The following is a 21,540-nucleotide window of genomic DNA, read 5'->3' as shown; positions in this document are numbered from 1 at the left end:
TGAGGACTGACACTGTCCGGATTGTCGGGGAGCATCGAGCAGACACACGAAGGAGTACCCCATGTCCACGTTGCCTTCCCTTCCGCTTCCGCCGGCCCCAGCCGGTTCGAACACCGTGAACTCGTTCATCATGACGGACGACGCGACCGGTCTCATCGCCTTCGTCGGCGCCGTGTTCGATGCCGTCGAGAACACCGACGCCCGCACGGCTGATGCCGACGGGCTCGTCCTCCACTCCGAGCTCCATATCGGTGATTCCCTCCTCACCATCGCCGATCGCAAGCCGGCGTGGCCGTACACGCCCGCGTTCACGCGCGTATATGTCATCGATGCGGCGGCCACTCTCGAACGGGCGGTCGAGCGCGGTGCACGGATCGTCACGGAGCCCACCGAGTTCTGGGGTGATGTGTTCGCGCGTTTCGCCGACCCGTTCGGTCACCTGTGGTGGGTATACGAGCACACCCCCGCAGCGCGGGAGTGGGCGGCATCCGACATCTCCGACGCGTCTGGCGATACCGGCGTGTGGGATGGCGCCGATACCGCCGATGCCAGCGGGTCATGGGAGGACTTCGCCACACCCGAACTCGACTACATCCACTCCACGCTCATCGACGCCATGAACAGCTTGCGCGACCCCCGGGAGAAGAGCTGAAAGCACCCGCATGAAACCCCATGCGCGCATGGGGTTTCATGCGAGCGGTCGGCTTACTCAAGCGTTGGCGCGTCGTTGGGGTGAGTAGCTCGAGCTGCTTTTCGCGGCGGGCGCCGTGGCTGGGTTCGGCGGGAGGAAGTTGATCCACCTCGCGACCGTGCCATGCGTTGAGGCCTGTCGACTCGATGCCGCGGTGGATGCCGCGGGCCGCTTACTCGAGGGCTGGCACGGGTCAGTTGAAGGAGTTCGATGCGCGCCGGTTTCTGTCGCTTTCCGCGCGTGTGGCGTCGGTGATGAGTTCATCGGAACTCTCCACCGCCCGCAACGGTTCTGTCGCCCGCCGCCCGGCAGCGGTGGCTCATCGCGCTGTCAGGCACGGCTACATCACCGCGCTTTTGCCTGGGTGGGCACCTGTGTCGCGCTCGCGAGTATCGTCCAGATGTGCAGCCTCTCGCCTCCGCCACTATGCGGCGACCCTTTCACTGGGGAATTGTCATCGTGGCCGATGCCGCCTCCGGAGCGTTGATTCCCGATGGGGTAGCGGGCTCCCTCACCTCGGCGAACCAGCATGGAGTCGTCGCCCTCGTACGTCATGCGCAAGACATCGATTCGTCTGAGGAGACCGCCGACTGGGCGGAGACCGAAATCGTCGTGCGGCTCCTGTCGGCTGCCGAGGCTCCTACGGTCGACAGACGCGAGGTCTTCCGTGGCAGGCTCCACGCACCGAGCGGCCGGCTATCCATCGGCGATGCGGACAGCGAGGTCATCCATCCGGCTCATCGAGGCTGGAATGAGCTCGTGATCACCGTGACAGCTGATCTCTCTCCCGCCGCCGCTTCTCCTGACCAGCTCGGGTGCGGATGACGATCCGCAAACGCGCGGCGCGCTCGGATCGTTCTACTCGGAGGCGGCGAATGTCGGCTGCGCCCATGCGGTCACGCCGGGCCGATGGTCGGAACGTTGACTAGGGCGTCGGTTGGGTGGATGCTCGCACGATGAGTTGTGTGGGGTATTCGTAGCGCTGCACGGGCGGTGGGGTATCGGTGAGCGATCGTAGGAGCAGTTCGGCCGCGGTGCGGCCCATGTCGTTGTAGGGCTGTCGTGCGGTGGTGAGTTGTGGGGTGACGAGGACGGCGGTTCGTTCATCGTCGAAGCCGGCGACGGCGATGTCGCCGGGAACCCTCAGGTCGCGTGCGGCGAGTTCGCGCAGAACGGTGGCGGCGAGTTGGTCGAATGCGCAGAAGATCGCGTCGATGGTGTCGTCGCGGTCCAGCAATTCGCCCAGCTCTGGGCATCCGGGTGCTGTCTCGTCGAAGGCAGTGTCGATGATCAGTGATTCATCGACGGGCAGCCCGGCAGCGGCGAGCACGTCGCGGTATGCCCTCTCGCGTTCTCGCAGGTAGAAGGCGTCGCCCCAGACGGACGGACCGCCACTGAGCTGCGGACGGACAAAAACGATGCGAGAACGGCCGGTCGCGAGCAGGTGCTCGACGACCTCGCGGGCGCCGGCATAGTTTGCCGCTGAGATCGAGGGGAAGTAGATCTCAGCGCTCGAGTCGTCGATCGCGACACCGGGAATGCCGATGGCGTCACATGCCTCTCGGACCGACTTCTGGTCGGGAACGCTGATCACGATCACGCCCTCCGTCGGTACACCGGAGAGGCCGGCGATCGCTTCTGCCAAGCCGCCCTTACCGCCGCCGACCGGGTGCACCAGGACCTGGTAGCCGGCAGCAGAGGCCGCTTCCACGCAGGCATGGGCGACCGGCTCCCACCAGCCCCACTGGTTGTCGGGCACCATGACGCTGATAGCGCGGAACCCGCCGCTCCGCAACGCGCGAGCCGCGACTGAAGGTCGGTAACCCAGATCTTGCGCAACCTTGCGGATTCGATCGCGGGTGGCCGCGCTGACGTCCGGGTGGTCTCCCATGGCGCGGGAGACGGTCGCCATGCCCACGCCCGCTGCCTGAGCGACATCACTCAGGGTGACTCGCTGGCCCATGTTTGCCTCCAGAGTTCGTTCTTGACCGCGCGGGTCATATGACCTACCTTATCGGTAGCGTTTCCGGAAACGTTACCGGTAGCGTCTATCAACTCCAGCATTTACACTCGACGATGAGGAACCCGATGTCCACCACCACCCCGGCCACTGTCGGCCGCACCACTCTGACGCCGGTCAGCGCGGGCTTCATAGCCATCTACGCGCTCGCCATGTTCGGCATCTGGATGTCGATCAATCTGCCCGCCTCTGTGACGCTCGCGTTGCGCATCTCGGAGATCGACCCGGATGGCAAGACCACGAGTTACTCGATCGCCGCGGGCGTCGGCACCCTCACCGCCGTTCTCGCCAACCCGTTTTTCGGGCGCCTGTCGGACCGCACCCGCAGCCGCTTCGGCCGCCGCCGCCCCTGGATCGCGATTGGCCTGATCGGCACCATGGTCGGTGCAGCGGTGATCGGCTTCTCCGACACCTTCGCGATGCTGTTGCTGGGATGGGTGCTGATGCAGGCGTTCGTCAACGCCGCCATCGCCGCCACCCTCGCCATCGTCGCCGATCGGGTCCCCGATTCGCAGCAGGGATTCATCGGCTCGCTCTCCGGAGCAGCGTCTGCGGCATCCCTGGTGATCGGAATCTTCTTCATCCAGGCGTTCCCCGAAAGCATCCTCGCCCAGATCGGCCTACCCGTGGCGGTCGGGCTGATCTTCGGCACCGCGCTCATCGCGATCTTCCGCGACGATTCGCCCGCGGTAGAGCCGCTGCCCCCGTTCGGCGTCAAGGAGTTCTTCGGATCCTTCTTCATCAACCCCCGCCGGGAGCCTGACTTCGCGTGGCTGCTCCTGGCGCTGTTCCTCATGTTCGCGTCGTGGGGTGTCGCCTCGACGTATACCGTCTACATTCTGCAGGACATGATCGCGGCACCGGAAGACGAGATCGCTGGCGCGATCACCCTCGCCTACGTGATCCCCGGAATCGTGGCATTCATCGTCGGTCCGTTGGGCGGTCTGGTGGGCGACCGGCTCGGACGCCGCAAACCAGTCATGGTCTTCGCCGCGCTCGTCGGCGTCGCCGGCATGGTCACGATTGCCACTGCAACGACGGTGGTCCAGTTCCTCGTGGGAATCACCCTGGTCTCCGGAGTCGCCGCTGGCGTCATGATGGGCACCTATGTCGCGCTCGGCATCGCGACGATGCGCGACAAGCTCGCCGCCGCCCGGAACCTCGGCGTCATCAACATCGCAATCACACTCCCGTTCTCCGTCATCCCGTTCGTCGCCCCGCTCCTACTGGCCATCGGCGGCGGAACGACGAACTACGTCGCCCTCGTCCTGTTCGGCGGCGCGCTGACTCTGCTCGGAATCGTTCCGCTCGTTGCCATCCGCGCCACTCGCTGAGCCCACTCTTCGTGATCTGCGGCTTGCGCCGCTGCACCCTGCCCGCAAAGGACTCTCATGAACGACTATCTCGACCCCACCCAGCCCATCGGCCGCCGCGTCGAAGACCTCCTCGCCCGCATGACCGTCGCCGAAAAAGCCGGCCTCATGTTCCACCCCACCACCGAACCCGGCGGTGACTCGCTCACTGACGCCGATGCGCTCGGCGACGCCGAGCTCAACGTCGTGACCCGAGGAATCAGCCACTTCAACGTGCTCGGAGGCGGCGACAGCGAGGGCGTCGCCAACTGGCACAACACGCTCCAAGACCTCGCCGCGAGCACCCGACTCGGGATCCCCGTCACGCTCTCCTCCGATCCCCGCCACGGCTTCCGCAGCAATCCCTTCACCGGACAATCCCTCGAAAGCCTCTCCCGCTGGCCAGAGACCACCGGCATCGCTGCAATCCCCGGCACCAACGCCGCCCGCGAGTACGCCGACATCATTCGACGCGAGTTCCTCGCGATGGGAATCCGGGTCTACCTCGGGCCGATGGCCGACATCTTCAGTGAGCCCCGCTGGTCGCGCGGGTTCGGCACGTTCGGGGAGAACCCTGCCCGGGTCGCCGAGCTCACCGTCGCGTTCATCGAGGGACTGCGCGGCGGGAAATCGATGGGAGCAGACTCCGTGGCTGCGGTCGTGAAGCATTTCCCAGGAGGCGGGCCGCAGTTGCGCGGCGACGACGCGCACGACTTCCGGTACCCGGAGCAGGTGTATCCCGGCGGGATGCAAGAGCTTCACATTGAGCCGTTCGAGAAGGCGTTCGCGGTCGGCGCCACCCAGGTGATGACGTACTACGGCAAGCCCGTCGGCACTGAGTGGGACGAAGTCGGGTTCGCCTTCAACACCCCCGTGGTTCAAGGCATCCTGCGCCACCGCCTCGGTTTCGAGGGAATCGTGGTCACCGACTGGAACCTGCTCGAAAGCGAGCAGATGGGCGACCTCACATTCGGTCCCAACGGGTGGGGACTCGAGCACCTCACCCCGCTCGAGCGAGCGCGGATCGCCATCGATGCCGGCGTCGACCAGTTCGGAGGGGACCGAAACCCCGCCTTGATCGAAGAACTCGTCAACACGGGCGTGGTCACGGAGGACCGCATCGACCAGTCCGTGCGACGGCTGCTGCACGAGAAATTCATGCTCGGCATCTTCGAGAACCGAAAGGCGGATGTCGAGAAAGCCCGCACCGAGTGCGGCGCGCCCGTCTACTGCGAAAAGGGCGTCGCGGCGCAGCGGGCGTCGCTCGTGCTGCTGTCCGAGGAAGCAGGCTTGCTAAGTACGGACGCATGCGTCTACGTCGACGGAATCGACCACGTCTCCGGGCTCACGACTACGGACAGCATCGAGCGCGCCGAAGCGGTTGTCGTTCGTCTGGAAGCGCCTTTTGAGGTCGGACGGGGATCCGTTGTCGCGGAATACTTCCATGGCGGCACCCTCGAGTTCTCGGATGACACGATCGCCCGCCTGCGCGAGTACGCCGCCCAGGCGCCGCTCTACCTTTCGGTGTTCCTTGAACGGCCCGCGATCCTCGGCCCCCTTCTCGAGCTCGGAGCAACCGTCATCGGAGACTTCGGGGCGAGCGACACTGTCGTAATTGACGCGCTGACAGGACGTGCGCCACTAACCGGCGTGCTGCCCTTCGATATCCCCTCATCAATGGAAGCGGTCGAGAACTCGCGCGAAGACGTCCCGTTCGACACCAAAGCGCCACTATTCCGCGCCGGGGCCGGAATCACCCGAGAAGCGCTCCAGGCCACGGCCGCAAGACGCGCCTGACCGAAGGCCGCGCAGATGGCCCCGACTTCGGTCGGGGCCGTCCGGCATCAATCGCCCAAGACCCCGCACGGATGCCGGTCCGTCAGCGCGCCGGACCTTCTAGCAATGCGGGATCGCCGTAGAGATTAACCTGCGCTGTGAGGGAGCCGCGGCGTAGATCGCGCGCTATCCAGAGCGGCCGAGACGGCATCGAGGTCGTCGTCGAACAGGTCGGTGTACACGTCCAGCGTCATCGCCGCCGACGCGTAACCGAGCATCCGTTGGAGCGCCTTCACGTTCGCTCCCGACTGCACCGTCAGCGAAGCCGCGGTGTGTCGCTGACGCGGATGGTCTCCTCGGAAGCGAAGCCCCGCGGCGACATCAGCACGATCCCTGAGGGAGTGAAGCCCGACGGATGGGTGTACTCAGAGGGACTCCCTCACGCTCGTTGGCCTCCCTACCGTTGAAGAGGTGCACGCCGCCGCTGCGCGAGCTGGACCGACACTGGGCGCCAGTCGGCACGGCTGTCCCGGTCGCGCGGAAGCGGTCGTCTGCAACCTTGAGTCTCCTCGTACGACGGCGGGGAATTCCCGCATGGAAAGGACCACCATGACCACCATCGCCATCATCGGAGCAGGCCCAGGACTCGGCCAGGCCACCGCTCGCCGCTTCGGCCGCGAGGGCTTCGCCGTCGCGCTCCTCTCGCGCACCAAGGAGAACGTCGATCAGCTCGCCGCGGAACTGGCCGATGCGGGCGTGACCGCCCGCGGGTACGCGGCGAACGTCCGCGACACCGACGCGCTGCGCGAGGCCCTCGACGCGGCGGCATCCGATCTGGGCCCGATCGAGGTGCTCCAGTACAGCCCCATCCCCGCGCGCGAGTTCATGAAGCCCGTGCTCGAGACGGCGGCGGAGGACCTCGTCGGCCCCGTCGAACAGTCGGTGTACGGCCCGGTCACCGCGGTCCAGCAGGTCCTGCCGGGCATGCGGGAGCTCGGACGCGGCACGATCCTGCTCATCAACGGCGGCAGCGCCGTCCGTCCGAACGGCGCAGTGGCCGGCACCTCCGTTGCGTTCGCCGGAGAGTCCGCCTACGGGCAGATGCTGCACGACGCTCTCGCACCCGACAGCATCCACGTCGCGCAGCTGATCATCCCCCGAGGCATCGGCGGCGGCGACCTCGACCACGAGCCTGGCGCCCTCGCCGAACGGATCTGGTCCTTGCACCGCGACCGCGGTGCCTTCCGCACCTTCGTCGGAGAAGGGCCGGCGTGACACGCGTACCGGGGCGAGTTCTCGGTCCGGGGGCAGCAGTCGCTCTTGCGCTGCTTCTCCCCGCGTGTAGCAGCACGTCCGGGGAACAGCCCGCGATGAGCGCGTCTCCCTTGGCATCCGTGTCACCGAGCGCGCCCCCCGCCCTTCCCGCCAGTCCCACCGAGGAGCCATCCGTGGACACCGTCATCGGCACGACAATCCGCTTCACCGCGCCCGAAGGGGCGATTGACGTCACGCTGGACCTAGACAACCCCGCAGTGCGCGACCTGCTCGCGATGCTGCCGATGACCCTCGAGTTCGAGGACTTCAACGGCGTTGAGAAGATCGCCTACCCTCCGCGTGACATCCAGACGGCCGGCTCGCCGCCCTCGAGCGCCGGTGCAGGAGACCTCGCCATCTACGTCCCCTGGGGCGACATCGCCTTCTTCTACGCGGGCGAACGCGGCGCGCCCTCTGCTGACATCGTCCACCTCGGCGTCTTCGACGCCACCCTGGACGAGCTCCAGGGCCTCGAAAGCGGTGATGTCACGGTCGCCGTCGTCGACTGACCAACGAACAGAACTCGGATGCGCGTCCCCAGCGACATCAACCCGCGGTCGCTGCGGGAGAATCGTCGCTCGAACGCCAGGTGAGAGCTGAGTGCGAGGGGGCGGGATGGCCGGGGACGCTGAGTTCGCAAGGCCGGAGAGTCAGCAGGGATCGACGTCACGCAGCCGATGTTGCGAGAATGGAGCGGGCGCGCACTTCGGCGACGGTGAGGGGCCATTTGGCCTCGCGGATACTCGAATCGTTCGTGCCCACCTGGTGCCCACGAACGACTCGGATCGAGCGGGAGCGAGTCCCGAGAACGGGGGAGTGCGCCAGATCGGTTCCCCGAGAATCCGCGGAACTCCGAACGACCCAGATCGAGTCGGATCGGGACGGATGCCGATCGACGGAGTTCAGATCCCTCCGTCTCCACCAGAAATCCTTGGCCAGAGCGCCATTCTTGCTGTCGATGGCTCGATCCGCGAACACTCTGCGAAACCTTCTGTTCGCAAGCTCGGCGGCGTGCGCTGGCTACTCGCCGTCCGGTTCGCCGTGTAATCCCAGGTCAGGTGGAGATCCCGGCCGACAGGGTGGGTTCGCGTGCGGAGGTTTTGATCCCTCGGCGTCCAATGCCCGACTACTGTCTCAGGGCCCGGATGGCCGAGTCCCCTTGCTGTTCTGCGGTGACGGCGCGGTAGTTCATGCTGGCGTCGACGGAGGGCGACGCGGGCGTCCCTGCACCGCGCCGCCCTGGGATCAGGCCGCGAGTGCTCGCCGGATGAACTCGTCGCGGACGTACATCGACGCTTGGGAGATCGCTGCTTGCGGGACCATCAGATCGAATCCGTGGAAGCCGCCCGCCCAGACGTGCAGGTCGACGCTGACCCCGGCCTGCATCATCCGCTGCGCGTAGATGATGGCTTCGTCGCGGAAGGTTTCGGCGCCGCCGACGTCGACGTAGGCGTGCGGAAGTCCGGAGAGGTCTTCGGCACGTGCCGGCGCGGCGTAGATGGACACCTCCGGACCACCACGGCGATCGCCGAGCAGTGACGTCCAACCAAACATGTTGTCGTTCCGGTCCCAGGCGCCCTCGCCGTCCAGCATCTGGCTGCTGGGCGTCTCGAAACGGTCATCGAGCATGGGGCACACCAGGATCTGGCGTGCCACCGCCGGGAACCCGCGGTCGCGGGCCAGCAGCGTGGTTCCTGCGGCGAGGCCGCCTCCCGCGCTCGTCCCGCAGACGATGATTCGTTCGGGGTCGATGTTCAGCCGATCGGCGTTCTGAGCGGACCACACCAGCCCGGCGTAGCAGTCCTCGATGGGTGCGGGGTCTGGGTGTTCGGGCGCCAGGCGGTATTCGACTCCGACGAACACGGCGAGACCTTCTGCGACGTAGTCGAGGTAGAACGGGATCTCGGTCTCGCCGGTGCCGATGATCATGCCCCCGCCGTGCGTGTTGTACAGAAGCGGCCATGGCCCGTCTCCGGTGGTCGGCGTGAGCACGTACAGCGTGATGTCCGGGGCGCCTTCAGCGCCCGGAACCTGTATCTGCTCCACGCGGACTTTGCCCCCGGCAGTGAAGTCCGGCTTCTCCATACCGGGGATCCCTTGTGCGGAGAGGAGACGCATCTGAGACAGTGTCTCGGGCGAGAACCCGGGCATTAGTCCGCGGACCGCGTCGAGTGCGGGAGTCAACTCCGGGTCGAAGGATTGGCGGATGATCGTCGGCAGGGTCACTTCTGCTCCTTGCTTCGTCGAAAGGGTGTCGAGCAATTGTTGCCGTCACCGTCGGTGGGCGGGAGCCGCAGGGCGGCGGGCATCTTTCACTGCCACCCGCCATATGGCGGGGCTGGTTCGGTATCTTGTCATCAGTGGAGTTCGCCGGTGAACCCAACGGAGGTGCTTCGATGCGTGAGTTGATCGGGCGTATCGCCGTCACCGACGACGACGCGGCCACCGCTCTCCGTGTGATCGCCCACTTTGATGACCTCGCCGACCGGGGTGCTTCCTCGAGCACGCTCCTGCGTGCAGCCGCAGGGTTGGCGCACGCGCCAGTGGGGATGCATCACGGCGGGACCGCGCGGACCGTACGGGTTGACCCTCCCGGTGCGACCACGTCGCCGTCAGGGCTACCCGACTCATCGTGGCCGCGTGAGGTGGTGGACCGCTCGCGCGCCATCTCGATCTGGTTGGAACGCTCCGGTGCGCCAGGCCCGTTGGACCAACTGATCCTGGAACGATGCGCCCAAGCGCTGCGCGTCTCGCTCGGCGCCGGTGGCCGCGCGGCGTCGCTGGACGAGCTGATGCAGGTCGTCTGCGACCCGCAAGCGTCGGAGCCGGAACGCTCCGACGCTCTCGAGAAGCTGGGGGTGGGGGAACCGACGATCGTCCACTCGGCGTCCGCTCGGGTGACTGCAGACGGTCCGACGGCGCAGGTGGACGGCGCCTGGGTGGTGCTCACGCCTGCGGGCCATTCGGTGCGCGGACGCCGCCCGGATACGCGGATAGGCTCCGCGTCAGTCCACAAAGGTGATGTGCCGACCGCGCTGGTGAATGCTCGCGTTGCCGAGGCACTGTCAGTGCACCCCGTGCACGGCGGTCCGTCCTGGGTCGTGTTCGAGGAGCTCGGCGCACTAGCCGATATCGCCGGTGCGATCACGCCTGAGATGGCCCGCGACTCTTCCGAGGTGCGCACACTTGAGCTTCTGCGTGCCGAGCGTCCGTGGGTGCCCCAGGTGATCCAGCAACTGGCCGCCGGCGCGACGCTGCGGGCCGCCGCGCAGGCCACGCACGTGCATCACTCGACGATGCAGGACCGAGAGGCGTGGCTCGAGATCAAGTTGGGCTACCAATTGCGGACGCCGCCGGGTCGTGAGCGGGCTACGGCCGCGTGGGCGATGTGGCGCATCTCCGGATTTCTCCATTACAGGTAAAGCGGGTGGCGTGTTGGTTTGCGCTCCCATGCGGGCAAGCACGAGAGCCAGCGCGAGCTCGCCGCACGGATGAATTACCATGCAGTCGGTGATCTCCCGACTCGAAGAGGGCGGCGGCGCGAAGAACCGGATCGACACTCTCGCGCGCCTCGCTACCGCTCTCGGCCGTCACCTGGTCCTGTCGTTCCAAAAGGAGCCGTCGGCGCGCACCGCGGACTCTGTCCAAGTCGCGTGACGACCTGACTCGCGCTTCAAAGATCAGGTCGTGTTGCGGACGATGACGGCGCTCGACCGCTGAGAACAGCCCGCCGACCACTCGACAGCACGGCTGCGTCGGAACCTGGTCGACACAGTGCCGGCCACGCGTCGGTCGGGGTCAGTCGTTGAGGAACTCCAACAACACGCGAGCGGTCAAGTCGGGCGCAGTGATGTTCGCCATATGGCCCTGGCCCTCGAGTTCGACGATGCGCGCGTCCGGCAGTCCAGCGGCGACTTGGCGGGGCTTGCCCTGGATGGCCTCGGGCGACTCACTGCCCACGAGCAGCAGAACCGGGATGTCGATGCGAGCGGCCTGCGCGGGGTCGAAGGCCTGCTCGCCGAACGCTCGGATCTCGCGGGGCACGGTGTGTGCGGAGGCGACGCGCCCCGGCCAGCTGGGCGCCGCCTTCACGGTGGCGATCTCGTCGTCGGTGTAGTGGACGATGCGGCGGAAGAATGCCTCCATCATCTGCTCGGGCTGTCCGCTCGCGAGCAGGTTATCGAGCTGCGCCAGGATCTCGGGCGGCGTGGTTCGGTCCGCGATGTCGGGCATGGGCCAGCCCTCGTACATCACCAGACGCCTGACGTTGCTTGTCAGCAGGGTGGCGCCGAATGCGACATTGCCGCCGTAGGAGTGCCCGACGAGGTCCACGGGACCTCCCTCCTGCGAGGCGACGGCGTCGACGACGGCGGCGATGTCCTCGTGCTCGCGCTCCAGCGCGTACTCTGGCCCGTCGCCGCTCGCGCCCCGGCCTCGGCGGTCCACGGCATGCACCGCGAAGTGCGGTGCTAGTAGGCGGGCGACGAGCCGCCAGGTCGTGTGGTCGGCGGACGTGCCGGGGGCCAGGACGAGCGGTCGCGCTTCGCCCGAGGCGAAAACAGCGATGCGCGTGCCATCGGCTGACGTGACAAGCGTCGGTGCGGTCTCAACATTGCCGGTGTTCATGAAGTCCTCCCTTGCGGTGATTCCAGGCTGGCGATTCCGCTGAGGACTCGCATCGGCAGGACTACCTATTCAGCAGGTGATGGTCGACTGCGTACAGGGTCGCCCCGGCACGGCTCGAGACGCCGATCTTCGCGTACACATGCTGCACGTGGTGTTCCGCAGTCCGCGGGGAGATCGAGAGCCGCCCCGCGATCCCGGCGTTGCTGAAGCCATTCGCGATCAGTCGCAGCACGTCGATTTCGCGAGGTGAGAGCGAGCCGGGTCGGCGAGTGGGCCCGGGCTTCCCCGCCGCGACGAGGACGGCATGAACGGCGTCCGCGTCGAGGCGGCCGCCGCGTGACTCGGCGAGCAGTCGCCCCTCGGCCTCGTCGGGTGTCTGCGCGCGACGGTGCGGACGGGGCTCGGATGCCGTCGCAAAACATTCCGCTGCCGCGAGGATGCGGGCCGAAGGCGGTAGCTCCGCCGCCTGGTCGCCGCGGAAGTAGCCGCTGCCGTCCAGTCGCTCATGGTGGCGGCCGGCGAGCGGGGCGAGGTGCGCGAGCGCCGCCGACCCCGCCAGGATTCGCTCGGTGTGATACGGATGCAGACGCACCTGCTCCCATTCGTCCGAGGTGAGCTTGCCGCGTTTGTCCCAGACCCGATTGGAGATCGCGACACGGCCGACGTCGTGGAGGTATCCCGCCACAGCGAGATCGCTTACCGCGTCACCGGGGAGTCGGAGGGAGTGCGCGGCGACCTCCGCGAGGGACGCCACCCGCCGTGAGTGGCCCGCGAAGAAGGGACTCTTCAGGTCGGCCAGATCTCCGAACACCTCCGCCGCCTCGCGGAGACCCGGTAGCCAGGCGACCGGGGTGGGTTCCTCAGCTAGGGCGGCACCGCGTGCATCGCGAGCGGTGAGCTCCGCCAGCCACTCCGAACCGTGCGTGACGAACGCGCCGGCAAGCGCCGGATCGAGCATCGACGCCGCGCGCTCCCGCACCGCCGCGATCGCGAACCCCGGACCGTAGGGTTCGAAGAGGACGGCGACCCCGCAGACCCGCGACGCCCGAGCCCCGAAGGGGATCGCGGTCGCCGGCTCGCCGCTGGCATGGTCCGCCCAAAGATCGTAGGCATGCAGCATGCACCTCTGCACCTCGTCGGGTAGCCCGAGCCGGCGAGCGGCATCGTGACCCACTTCGCACGCCGCGGTGCCGAACGCGTCACCCCATGCGGTGCTGCGGGTCAACCCGGTCAGGGTTAGTCGCGCTCGTTTCGCTGGCGGGGTTCCCGCCGTCAGCGCTGGGATGAAGGTTCCGAGAACGCTGCGAAGCGAGGTGGCGTCCGTCCGACCGATGGCGAGGTTCGCCCGCACCTCATCGCCGAACAGGCGCGCAGTCTCATGCGCGAAACCGACGCAGCCGACATGCTGGAGGAGTGCAGTCCAGAAGGCTGCACGGGCATCGTCGTCCGAGCCGCCCACCGAACGCGCCAGGCGCACCGCCAGGATGCTGGAGCGCAGGGAAGCTCCCGCTTGCAGTCCGAAGCCGAGATCAGCGAACCGCGACAGCCCGGCGAGCACATCGGCCAGTCGTTCGGCCATGGGAGAAGTCTCCCAGCCACCGGCCGGGTGATCGAGGGGATCAGGTGGTGCTCGGCGCGGCGATGGTGTGATCGAGTCAGGCAGCCCCGTCCCGCAAGCGGCCCCCACCCGCCGCGCCAACCAGCCGTGGGCCCTCCCATCGCCGCGCTCGTCATCGCGGGATGCGCGTTCTCGCCGCCGACGTTCCCTACCGATTCGTCATCGACACCATGATCCTTCGCCTCACCTCGATCTGGATCCGAGCTTGCACCTCACCGGCCCGGGCCGGGGGAGGCGGCCCGAATGCGGCGACGTTCGTACGTCAGCGTCGCGGTGAGAAGGAGCAACCCGGCCGTGACCCCTGAGAGCTGCGCGAGAACAGGGTCCAGTCCCCCTCCGAAGATCAGAAGGAGGGCGACGAGCGCTCCACCGAGGACAGAGTTCACGGCTCCGATCATGCTCGCCATCGTGAAGAGGAACGAGGAACGGGAGTAGCGCACACCCAGCTCGCCGGTGCGCGGGCTGTCCAGCGGGATCAGGTCCGGTCCCGAGGGGTGCAGGCTGACGAAGTGCTCACGGATCCGCTCCATACGCTGGCGCACCGTGATGTTCTCGACGCTGGTGTCGACCAGCCGCACAACGGTGAACCAACCGAGCATGAAGATCGTCGGCAAGACGGTGAAGGCGAGGCTGGCCAGCAATGCCGGCGAACCCCCGGCGAACCCGATCGCCACGAGCCCGCCGGACAGTGTCGACAGGTAGATCGTGCTGCGCGTGCCGGCTTCGCTGATCGTCGAGCTCGCGACCGATTGCAGCACGAACAGCTCTGTGCCCACAGCGCTGTTGAGCGCGGCGGCGTTCGCGTCGGCATCCGCCATCACTCGCTCCTCACGATCGCGGCTGTTCGAAGCGGGTGGATCATGCCGCGGCGAACGCCTTGCGGAGGACATGGATTGCCTGTTCGATCGCGGCGGTGCTGGCAGCGGAGCTGCGAAGCGGGTTGAGCATCATGAAGTCGTGAATCGTGCCGTCGTAGCGGGCGAGGGTGGTGCGCACACCGGCCTCGATGAGCTTTCGCCCGTACGCTTCCCCCTCGTCGCGGAGCACGTCGTTCTCGTCGACGATGAGGAGCGTCTCGGGGAGACCCTTCAGCTCGTCTATCGGAGCCTGCAGTGGGGATGCGGTGACGTCCTTGCGGGCGTCGATGTCCGGCAGGTAGCTGTCCCAGAACCAGGCCATCGCATCCGCGCGAAGGTGAAATCCTTCGGCGAACTCGCGGTAGCTGTTTGTGTTCTGGCCGGCGTCGGTGACCGGGTAGTACAGCGACTGGTGGGTGAATGCGACATCACCGCGCTTCTTTGCGAGGATCGCGACGACCGCGGCCATGTTCCCGCCGACGGAGTCACCGGCGATGGCAAGACGCGAGGCGTCGAGGCCCTTGGTGGCGCCTTCGTTCATGATCCAGCGTGCCGTCGCGTAAGCCTGTTCGACGGCGACCGGGTGATGCGCTTCAGGAGACCGGTCGTACTCGACGAACACGATCGCCGCGTCGGCGCCCGTCGCAAGATCGCGCACGAGGCGGTCGTGAGTGCCGGCATTGCCCAGCACCCAGCCGCCGCCGTGCACGTAGAGGACCACCGGGAGGTCCGTGGTGGTGCCTGCCGGCTTCACGATGCGCACTCGCACGTCGCCGACCTCGGCCGGGACGGTGATCCATTCGTCGGTGACGTCCGGTTTCGCGATGGGGGCCGCCTGGACCTCGTCCAGCAGCTTCCGGGCACCGTCGACGCCGAGGTCGGCGAGGAACGGGGGCTTGGAGGTGGCGTCGGCGAATGCGCGGGCTTCCGGCTCCAGAACATGGTCAGTCATGACAGATCCTTTCGGTCTTGAGGTGTGAGCCGGTCCCGACCGTCACCGGTCGGCAGCCCATGCAAGACAAGACCGGGTGGCGTCCGCGAATGTGACCTGGCATGGTCGATCGAAGCGCGATAAGGGGCCCCTAGCCTCGTCCCTCTGCGAGCGGAACGGATCGCTAGTGCTCTCGCACCTCGCCCAGGAGCTCGCGTGAGAGCACATTGCCGGCATCCACGGTGAGGCGCTTGATGGGCAGCCCGCCGATCATCAGGCGCGCAGTCGGATCGGTGAGCAGGCCGATCGTGTTGCCCACATCGACTGCTCGCCGAGGTGATGTGACGTGGGTTACCCGAGGGCACTCGCGCCGAGCTGCCGGGAGATCGCGGCGCGGATCTCGGGGACTGCATCGACGAGGCGCTCGAGCGGGCATCGGAAGCTCACGGCGCTGACGCTCACCGCTCCCGACGCCGTCGTCGCGCCGTCGAGGTAGATGGGGATGGCGACGCAGTTGATGCCGATCTCGTTCTCCTGGTCGTCTATTCCGAACCCGCGCTGCCGCGTCGCCTCGAGCTCTCGGTAGAGGGCCTCGGGAGTGGTCAGACTGTTCGGCGTCTTCTGCTCGAGGGGGAACGGGCCGAACCATTCCGTGACCTGCGCGAGATCGAGGAGGCGGTCGCTCAGCAGGGCCTTGCCGACGCCGGTCCGGTAGGCGGGGTTCCGGCCGCCGATCACCGACGTCAGACGAACGGCTCCCTGTGGCGGATCCATCTTCGCGCGGTACACGATGTCCTTGCCCGAGAGGACCGCGTAGTGCGCCGTCTCACCGAATTGCGCGGCGAGCTGCTCGAGCAGCGGCTGGATCCGCGCGGTCTCCGGGCGCCCGTCGAGGTTGCGGAACGCCAGCCGCAGATACTCGTCACCAAGGATGTAGACCCCGCGTCCGGTCATCTCCGCCAGGCCGGCGCGGCGAAGCGTTGCCAGTGCGCGGTGCACGGTGGGTTTGGAGCTGCGCAGCGCGCCGGCGAGTTCATCCAGGGTGACTCCGCGCGGATGCTCGGCGAGTTCCGTGAGCACGGCGATCACACGATCTGCGCCGACCAGCCTCTCCTCGGGGGCGCCGCTTTCGCTGGAGGCAGTCGGTTCGCTCATGATCGAATCCATTCTGGATCAGCGCTGCAGGCGCGGATCGACGTGCACCTTCGGCCCCGGGCCCGCATCACTGCCGCGGTAGCCCTCCAGGCGTGCGGCCACGTCTTCGAGAGCGACGACCTCGCTCACGATCGCATCCGGGGTGACCGACCCGTCGGCGAAGTGCTCGATCGCGCCGGCGAGACCGGGCGAGGCCGACAGGATGCCGATGGCCGTGATGTCTTTGAGCGCGATGTCGCGGGTGTCGATCAGGCTCGGCGTCGAGGACAGGCCGATGTAGACGACGCGCCCGGCCGGCTTCGCAAGCCTGACGGACAGGGCCGGCATCGCCCTGTTGCTCGTCGCCTCGATGACGGAGTCGAACCGGTCCGGTGCCGACGCGGCCAGGTCGTCGAGTTGCCACGTGTGCGGCACCCCGAGCGTGCGGGCGAGGTCCAGCGAACCCTGTCGGACGCCGCCCACGTGCACGTCGGCGCCGGCGGCGAGCGCGAACTGCGCTGCGAGCAGGCCGATCGTGCCGGATCCGAGCACGAGGACGCGGTCGCCGGGTGTGATGTCGGCGGCGCGTACGGCTCGCAATGAATTGCCGCCAGGCTCGACCAGTGCTGCCGCGGTGACGCTCACGTGCTCGGGGATCTCGTATGCGAAGTGCGTGGGCACGAGAGCCTTCTCGGCAAGAGCGCCGGGCCACCCGTCTCGGATGCCGACTTCGAAGCGGTTCGGGCAGACGTGGTGCCGGCCGCGCCGGCAGTACTCGCAGTCCCCGCAGCCGAGCATCGTGTCGCCCGTGACACGCTTCCCGATCCATCTCTCGTCGGCGGGGTCGCCGACCGCCGTCACGCGGCCGGTCCATTCGTGCCCGAGGCGGAGCGGGAAGGTGGTGTGGCCCTGGTCGATGTACGCCATCTCGCCGGTGTACAGCTCCACGTCGGTGCCGCAGATCCCCACGCGTTCCACGTCGACGAGTAGTTCGCCGGGCGCGGGGATCGGGTCGGGTTCCTCTTGAACGGATGCCCGACGCGGCGCGGTGACGACCAGGGCTCGCATCAGGAGACTGCCGCCGGGTGGGCGATGACGCGCTGCGTCTGCGTGCCGAGACGGGTGATTCCGAGCCTCACCGTTTCACCGCCGTGCAGGAAGACCTGCGGCGAGAGACCCATCCCCACCCCCGGCGGCGTGCCCGTGTTGATCAGGTCGCCGGGTTCCAGGGCGAGGAACTGGCTGAGGTAGTGGACGATGAAGGCCGGGCTGAAGATCATCGTGGATGTCGACCCGCGCTGGCGGCGCGTGTCGTCGACGTCGAGCCACATCTCCAGGTCGAGTACGTCGCCGATCTCGTCGGGAGTGACGAGATAGGGTCCGGCGGGGTTGAACGTGGGCGCCGACTTGCCCTTCGACCACTGTCCGCCTCGTTCGAGCTGCCACGCGCGTTCGCTCACGTCGTTGACCAGAACGTAGCCGGCGATGGATGCTGCGGCTTCGGCTTCATCCGCGAGGTATGACGAGTGCCGGCCGATCACGATGCCGAGCTCGACCTCCCAGTCCGTCTTCTGCGAGCCGCGGGGGATGAGCACGTCGTCGTTCGGGCCGATGAGCGTGTTGGGGGCCTTCGTGAACAGGATCGGCTCGGTCGGCACCGCCTGCCCTGTCTCCGCCGCATGGTCGCTGTAGTTCAGGCCGATGCAGAGGATCTGGTGCGGGCGCGCGAACGGCGCACCGAAACGCCGGTCGCCTACAGGTTCGGCGCGACCTGCGGAGACCCTGTCCGCGACGATGTCCGCGAGGGTGGCGAGGGCCCCCGAGCCGAAGAACTTCTCGTTGAAGTCGTCGACGACATCGGAGAGGTCGACGAAGGTGTCGTCGTCGACGAGCGCTCCGGGGGTTTCGGAGCCGGCAGGTCCGAGTCGGACGAGTCTCATGCGTGGGCTTCCTTCTCTGTGTGCCGGTAGGGACGGTCGTGCTGCCGTGCCAGCGCGGCGTCGGCTTCTCGACCCGGACGGCCCTGTGCCATAATTCAGAATGCTAGCGGGTCATTCAATCTGATGGAAAATGAGGCTGAGGGTGAATCATCTTCGGAGCGCCGACTGGTACGAGGGAAGCGACCGGAACGCCTACATCCATCGAGCCTGGATGCGGCGCGGACTTCCCGAAGACGCGCTCGACGGCACGAGGCCGCAGATCGCGATCGCCAACACCGCGTCGGACCTGACGCCGTGCAACATGCACCTCGATGAGGTCGCGGAGAGCGTCAAACAGGGAGTCTGGGCGGCCGGCGGCGTCCCGCTGAATCTTCCGGTGGTCTCGCTCGGCGAGACGCAGGTCAAGCCCACCGCCATGCTCTGGCGCAACATGGCCGCCATGGCGATGGAGGAGATGTTCCGCGCCAATCCGATCGACGGTCTTGTCCTCCTCGGGGGATGCGACAAGACCATTCCGGCGCTGCTGATGGCGGCCGCTTCCGTCGACATCCCTGCGATCGTCGTCCCCGGTGGGCCGATGCTCACCGGGCACTTCCGCGGCGAGGCGCTCGGCTGCGGCACCGACGTCTGGCGCTTGAGTGAAGAGGCCCGTGCGGGCGCGATCTCGAAAGCCCAGTTCCTCCAGTCCGAACAGTCGATGATCCGTGGCAAGGGTCATTGCAACACGATGGGCACGGCGTCGACGATGGCCGTCGTCGCCGAAGCGCTCGGCATGACGATCCCCGGGTTCGCCGGCACACCGGCCGCAGACGCCCGCCTGCTGTCGCTCTCCCACGCCACGGGCCGACTCATCGTGGATCTGGTCGAGGCGGACCTCAAGCCCAGCGACATCATGACGAAGGATGCCTTCCTCAACGCGATCATCGCGGTCGCGGCCGTGGGTGGCTCCACGAACTCCGTCGTGCACCTGCTCGCGATCGCCGGCCGGCTGGGACTCGATCTCACTCTCGAGGACTTCGACGCCGCCGGCGCGGGGGTGCCGGTGATGGCGAATCTGCAGCCCAGCGGAGAGTTCCTGATGGACGACCTCTTCCGGGCGGGCGGGCTGCTCGCCCTGCTCGCACAGGTGAAGGACCTCCTCCGCCCCGAGCCGATCACCGTCACCGGCAAGCCGCTCGTGGACTACCTGGGCGACCGCCCGGTCTACGACGACACCGTCATCCTCCCGCGCGATGCGCCACTGATGGAGGATGCCGGCATCGCCGTGCTGCGCGGGAATCTGGCCCCGCGGGGGGCGATCATCAAGCCGTCGGCCGCGACGCCCGAGCTGCTTCAGCATGTCGGCCCGGCGATCGTGTTCGACAGCGTGGAGGACATGCGGGCGAGGATCGACGATCCTGAGCTGGACGTCACCGCCGACTCCGTTCTCGTCCTGCGTGGCTGCGGTCCGCGTGGATATCCCGGCATGCCCGAGGTCGGCAACATGCCGCTGCCGCGGAAGCTGCTCGAGCAGGGCGTCCGCGACATGGTGCGCATCAGCGACGCCCGCATGAGCGGCACGGCCTACGGCACCGTCGTGCTCCACGCCGCACCCGAAGCGGCTGCCGGTGGTCCGCTGGCGTTCATCCGCACCGGCGACGTCGTGACGCTCGATGTCGAGAACCGGATCCTCAGCTTCGACGTGTCCGAAGAGGAGCTGCAGTCCCGCACTCAGTCTCCGGCGAGCGAGGCCGCCTACGCAGCCCCCGTCCGCGGGTGGGCGAAGCTCTATGTCGACCACGTCATGCAGGCCGACACTGGCGCCGATCTCGACTTCCTCGTCGGATCCAGCGGACAGATGGTCAGTCGTGAATCCCACTGAGACGGCGTCCCGCGCGGGACTGAGCGATCAGTCTGCACTCGGACGGAGCGTCGCTCAGGTGAGCACGTACAGGACGAACTCGACCCACGAGACAAGGAACCTGACATGAGACGCGCCATCATCACCGGCGGTGCGAGCGGACTCGGAGCCGCCTGCGCGACCCGACTGCGCTCCGACGGTGTGGAGGTCATCAGCTTCGACATCACCGACGCCGCCGACCATCGTGTCGACATCACCGACGCCGCCGCCGTCGACGCGGCCGTGGCCGAGATCGGCGCCGTCGACATCCTCATCAACAGTGCGGGGATCGTCGGTCCGAACAAGCCGCTCTGGCAGATCGAGCCGGGGGAGTGGCAGCGGACGTTCGACGTCAACGTCAACGGACTCTTCAACGTCACGCGCGCCGTGATCCCCGGGATGGTCGACAAAGGCTGGGGTCGCATCGTCAGCATGGCGAGCATGGCCGGCAAGGACGGGAACCCCAACCTCAGCGCCTACTCCGCCTCCAAGGCGGCCGTCATCGGCCTCACCAAGTCACTCGGCAAGGAGCTCGCGAAGACCGGCGTGATCGCCAACGCGATCGCTCCCGCCGTCATCGAGACTCCCATGAACGCCACGACCGCCCCGGACGTCCTCGCGCACATCACGTCGCTCATCCCCATGGGCCGGGTCGGTAAGCCCGCAGAGGTCGCGGCGCTCGTCGCGTGGCTCACCTCCGACGAGTGCAGCTTCTCGACGGGAGCCGTCTACGACATCAGCGGCGGCCGCGCGACCTACTGATAACCGTCGACGTGGAATGATTCGACCGGGCCGCTGCCATCTCAGGCGCTTGCTGCGCCAAGGCGGCCCCTGTCAACCCGGCCAGTCCGGGAGCGCGGCCCCGCTAGGTTGTTGCGCGTGACTGCGGACGAGAGGGCGAAGCTGGCGGAACAGGTGGCGCGGTGTGCACGCGACCGTGATCTCACGGTCGCGGTGGCTGAGTCCCTGACCGGCGGTCTGGTCGTGAGTGCGCTGGGCGCGGCGGGCGACGCATCGGAGTGGCTGCGCGGCGGGGTGGTCGCCTATGCGACCGCGGTGAAGCAGAAGGTGCTGGCGGTGTCGCCGGGGCCGGTGGTGAGCGCTCTCTGCGCGGAGGAGATGGCCGCCGGTGTGGCAGCGCAGCTGGACGCGGATGCCGCCGTCGCGACGACCGGTGTGGGCGGACCCGACAGCGAGGAGGGCCGGGATCCGGGAACGGTCTACATCGGGTGGTGGGTCCATGGGCAGACCGGCAGCCGGCTGTACACCTTCGACGGCACGCCGGAGGAGGTCCTCGACGCCACGGTCGCTGCCGCGCTCACCGACCTCCTCCGAGCCATGGATGCCGCCGAGCGCCGTGCATCCTGACGGCCGACGCCATGCGGTCCGCTGCCCGTCCCCG

Annotated in this window: 21 protein-coding genes and 1 pseudogene; 11 read left to right on the top strand and 11 right to left on the bottom strand. The window is 67.6% G+C overall.

Annotated elements, in window-relative coordinates; genetic code table 11:
- Window positions 1-61: 61 nt before the first annotated feature.
- The gene (locus MRBLMI12_RS05935) at window positions 62-652 is read left to right on the top strand and encodes a VOC family protein (RefSeq protein ID WP_363354740.1); all 591 of its coding nucleotides are present in this window, start codon (window positions 62-64) and stop codon (window positions 650-652) included.
- Between the two features lie 498 nt (window positions 653-1,150).
- Window positions 1,151-1,516 carry a hypothetical protein gene (locus MRBLMI12_RS05930; RefSeq protein ID WP_363354738.1) on the top strand — a complete coding sequence of 122 codons (366 nt, stop codon included), beginning with the start codon at window positions 1,151-1,153 and terminating at the stop codon, window positions 1,514-1,516.
- A 100-nt stretch (window positions 1,517-1,616) separates the two neighbouring features.
- Here MRBLMI12_RS05930 and MRBLMI12_RS05925 read toward each other — a convergent pair whose 3' ends face one another.
- A complete protein-coding gene (locus tag MRBLMI12_RS05925) occupies window positions 1,617-2,654 on the bottom strand; it encodes a LacI family DNA-binding transcriptional regulator (protein ID WP_363354736.1) in 1,038 nt (345 codons plus the stop codon).
- Between the two features lie 2 nt (window positions 2,655-2,656).
- Between MRBLMI12_RS05925 and MRBLMI12_RS05920 the strand changes: the two genes are divergently transcribed.
- Together MRBLMI12_RS05920 and MRBLMI12_RS05915 are read left to right on the top strand one after the other, a co-directional pair.
- Window positions 2,657-4,045 carry an MFS transporter gene (locus MRBLMI12_RS05920; protein WP_363354734.1) on the top strand — a complete coding sequence of 463 codons (1,389 nt, stop codon included), beginning with the start codon at window positions 2,657-2,659 and terminating at the stop codon, window positions 4,043-4,045.
- Window positions 4,046-4,102: 57 nt separating this feature from the next.
- The gene (locus tag MRBLMI12_RS05915) at window positions 4,103-5,860 is read left to right on the top strand and encodes a glycoside hydrolase family 3 protein (RefSeq protein WP_363354732.1); all 1,758 of its coding nucleotides are present in this window, start codon (window positions 4,103-4,105) and stop codon (window positions 5,858-5,860) included.
- Window positions 5,861-5,985: 125 nt separating this feature from the next.
- On the opposite strand, the pseudogene MRBLMI12_RS05910 reads toward MRBLMI12_RS05915, so the two are convergent.
- A pseudogene (locus MRBLMI12_RS05910) lies at window positions 5,986-6,177 on the bottom strand (site-specific integrase); the annotation flags it as partial.
- 271 nt (window positions 6,178-6,448) lie between these two features.
- Here MRBLMI12_RS05910 and MRBLMI12_RS05905 point away from each other — a divergent pair.
- Window positions 6,449-7,114: an SDR family NAD(P)-dependent oxidoreductase gene (locus MRBLMI12_RS05905; protein ID WP_363354730.1), complete on the top strand. Its 666-nt coding sequence runs from the start codon at window positions 6,449-6,451 to the stop codon at window positions 7,112-7,114.
- A gap of 173 nt (window positions 7,115-7,287) precedes the next feature.
- The gene (locus MRBLMI12_RS05900) at window positions 7,288-7,662 is read left to right on the top strand and encodes a cyclophilin-like fold protein (protein ID WP_363354728.1); all 375 of its coding nucleotides are present in this window, start codon (window positions 7,288-7,290) and stop codon (window positions 7,660-7,662) included.
- 736 nt (window positions 7,663-8,398) lie between these two features.
- Here MRBLMI12_RS05900 and MRBLMI12_RS05895 read toward each other — a convergent pair.
- Window positions 8,399-9,238 carry an alpha/beta hydrolase gene (locus tag MRBLMI12_RS05895; RefSeq protein WP_363354726.1) on the bottom strand — a complete coding sequence of 280 codons (840 nt, stop codon included), beginning with the start codon at window positions 9,236-9,238 and terminating at the stop codon, window positions 8,399-8,401.
- Window positions 9,239-9,549: 311 nt separating this feature from the next.
- Between MRBLMI12_RS05895 and MRBLMI12_RS05890 the strand changes: the two genes are divergently transcribed.
- A complete protein-coding gene (locus tag MRBLMI12_RS05890) occupies window positions 9,550-10,575 on the top strand; it encodes a hypothetical protein (RefSeq protein ID WP_363354724.1) in 1,026 nt (341 codons plus the stop codon).
- Window positions 10,576-10,663: 88 nt separating this feature from the next.
- Complete coding sequence (locus MRBLMI12_RS05885; protein ID WP_363354722.1) at window positions 10,664-10,810, top strand: hypothetical protein; 147 nt, start codon at window positions 10,664-10,666, stop codon at window positions 10,808-10,810.
- 141 nt (window positions 10,811-10,951) lie between these two features.
- Here MRBLMI12_RS05885 and MRBLMI12_RS05880 read toward each other — a convergent pair whose 3' ends face one another.
- From MRBLMI12_RS05880 to MRBLMI12_RS05845, 8 genes are all read right to left on the bottom strand, one after another.
- Complete coding sequence (locus MRBLMI12_RS05880) at window positions 10,952-11,779, bottom strand: alpha/beta fold hydrolase (protein WP_363354720.1); 828 nt, start codon at window positions 11,777-11,779, stop codon at window positions 10,952-10,954.
- Window positions 11,780-11,840: 61 nt separating this feature from the next.
- Window positions 11,841-13,358: an HD domain-containing phosphohydrolase gene (locus MRBLMI12_RS05875; RefSeq protein WP_363354718.1), complete on the bottom strand. Its 1,518-nt coding sequence runs from the start codon at window positions 13,356-13,358 to the stop codon at window positions 11,841-11,843.
- A gap of 251 nt (window positions 13,359-13,609) precedes the next feature.
- Window positions 13,610-14,215: a hypothetical protein gene (locus MRBLMI12_RS05870; protein ID WP_363354716.1), complete on the bottom strand. Its 606-nt coding sequence runs from the start codon at window positions 14,213-14,215 to the stop codon at window positions 13,610-13,612.
- Window positions 14,216-14,255: 40 nt separating this feature from the next.
- On the bottom strand, window positions 14,256-15,206 hold the full coding sequence (locus tag MRBLMI12_RS05865; protein WP_363354714.1) for an alpha/beta hydrolase: 951 nt from the start codon (window positions 15,204-15,206) through the stop codon (window positions 14,256-14,258).
- A gap of 163 nt (window positions 15,207-15,369) precedes the next feature.
- Window positions 15,370-15,504: a hypothetical protein gene (locus MRBLMI12_RS05860; RefSeq protein ID WP_363354712.1), complete on the bottom strand. Its 135-nt coding sequence runs from the start codon at window positions 15,502-15,504 to the stop codon at window positions 15,370-15,372.
- 32 nt (window positions 15,505-15,536) lie between these two features.
- Window positions 15,537-16,340 carry an IclR family transcriptional regulator gene (locus MRBLMI12_RS05855; RefSeq protein ID WP_363354710.1) on the bottom strand — a complete coding sequence of 268 codons (804 nt, stop codon included), beginning with the start codon at window positions 16,338-16,340 and terminating at the stop codon, window positions 15,537-15,539.
- Window positions 16,341-16,358: 18 nt separating this feature from the next.
- Window positions 16,359-17,387, bottom strand: coding sequence for a zinc-dependent alcohol dehydrogenase (locus MRBLMI12_RS05850; protein WP_363354708.1), 1,029 nt, complete (start codon window positions 17,385-17,387; stop codon window positions 16,359-16,361).
- Window positions 17,387-18,259 (bottom strand): fumarylacetoacetate hydrolase family protein, encoded by an 873-nt coding sequence (locus MRBLMI12_RS05845; protein ID WP_363354706.1) that lies wholly within the window; start codon window positions 18,257-18,259, stop codon window positions 17,387-17,389. Before MRBLMI12_RS05845 ends, MRBLMI12_RS05850 begins: the two co-directional genes overlap by 1 nt.
- 142 nt (window positions 18,260-18,401) lie before the next feature.
- Here MRBLMI12_RS05845 and MRBLMI12_RS05840 point away from each other — a divergent pair, with 142 nt between their 5' ends.
- From MRBLMI12_RS05840 to MRBLMI12_RS05830, 3 genes are all read left to right on the top strand, one after another.
- Window positions 18,402-20,120, top strand: a complete 1,719-nt coding sequence (locus tag MRBLMI12_RS05840; protein WP_363354704.1) for an IlvD/Edd family dehydratase — start codon at window positions 18,402-18,404, stop codon at window positions 20,118-20,120.
- Between the two features lie 105 nt (window positions 20,121-20,225).
- Window positions 20,226-20,900: an SDR family NAD(P)-dependent oxidoreductase gene (locus tag MRBLMI12_RS05835; protein WP_363354702.1), complete on the top strand. Its 675-nt coding sequence runs from the start codon at window positions 20,226-20,228 to the stop codon at window positions 20,898-20,900.
- Between the two features lie 117 nt (window positions 20,901-21,017).
- Window positions 21,018-21,506, top strand: a complete 489-nt coding sequence (locus tag MRBLMI12_RS05830) for a CinA family protein (RefSeq protein WP_363354700.1) — start codon at window positions 21,018-21,020, stop codon at window positions 21,504-21,506.
- The last annotated feature ends 34 nt before the right edge of the window (window positions 21,507-21,540 follow it).

It is taken from the genome of Microbacterium sp. LMI12-1-1.1 (assembly GCF_040676455.1).
Lineage (GTDB): Bacteria > Actinomycetota > Actinomycetes > Actinomycetales > Microbacteriaceae > Microbacterium.
This window is presented reverse-complemented; position numbering and strand designations above follow the sequence as displayed.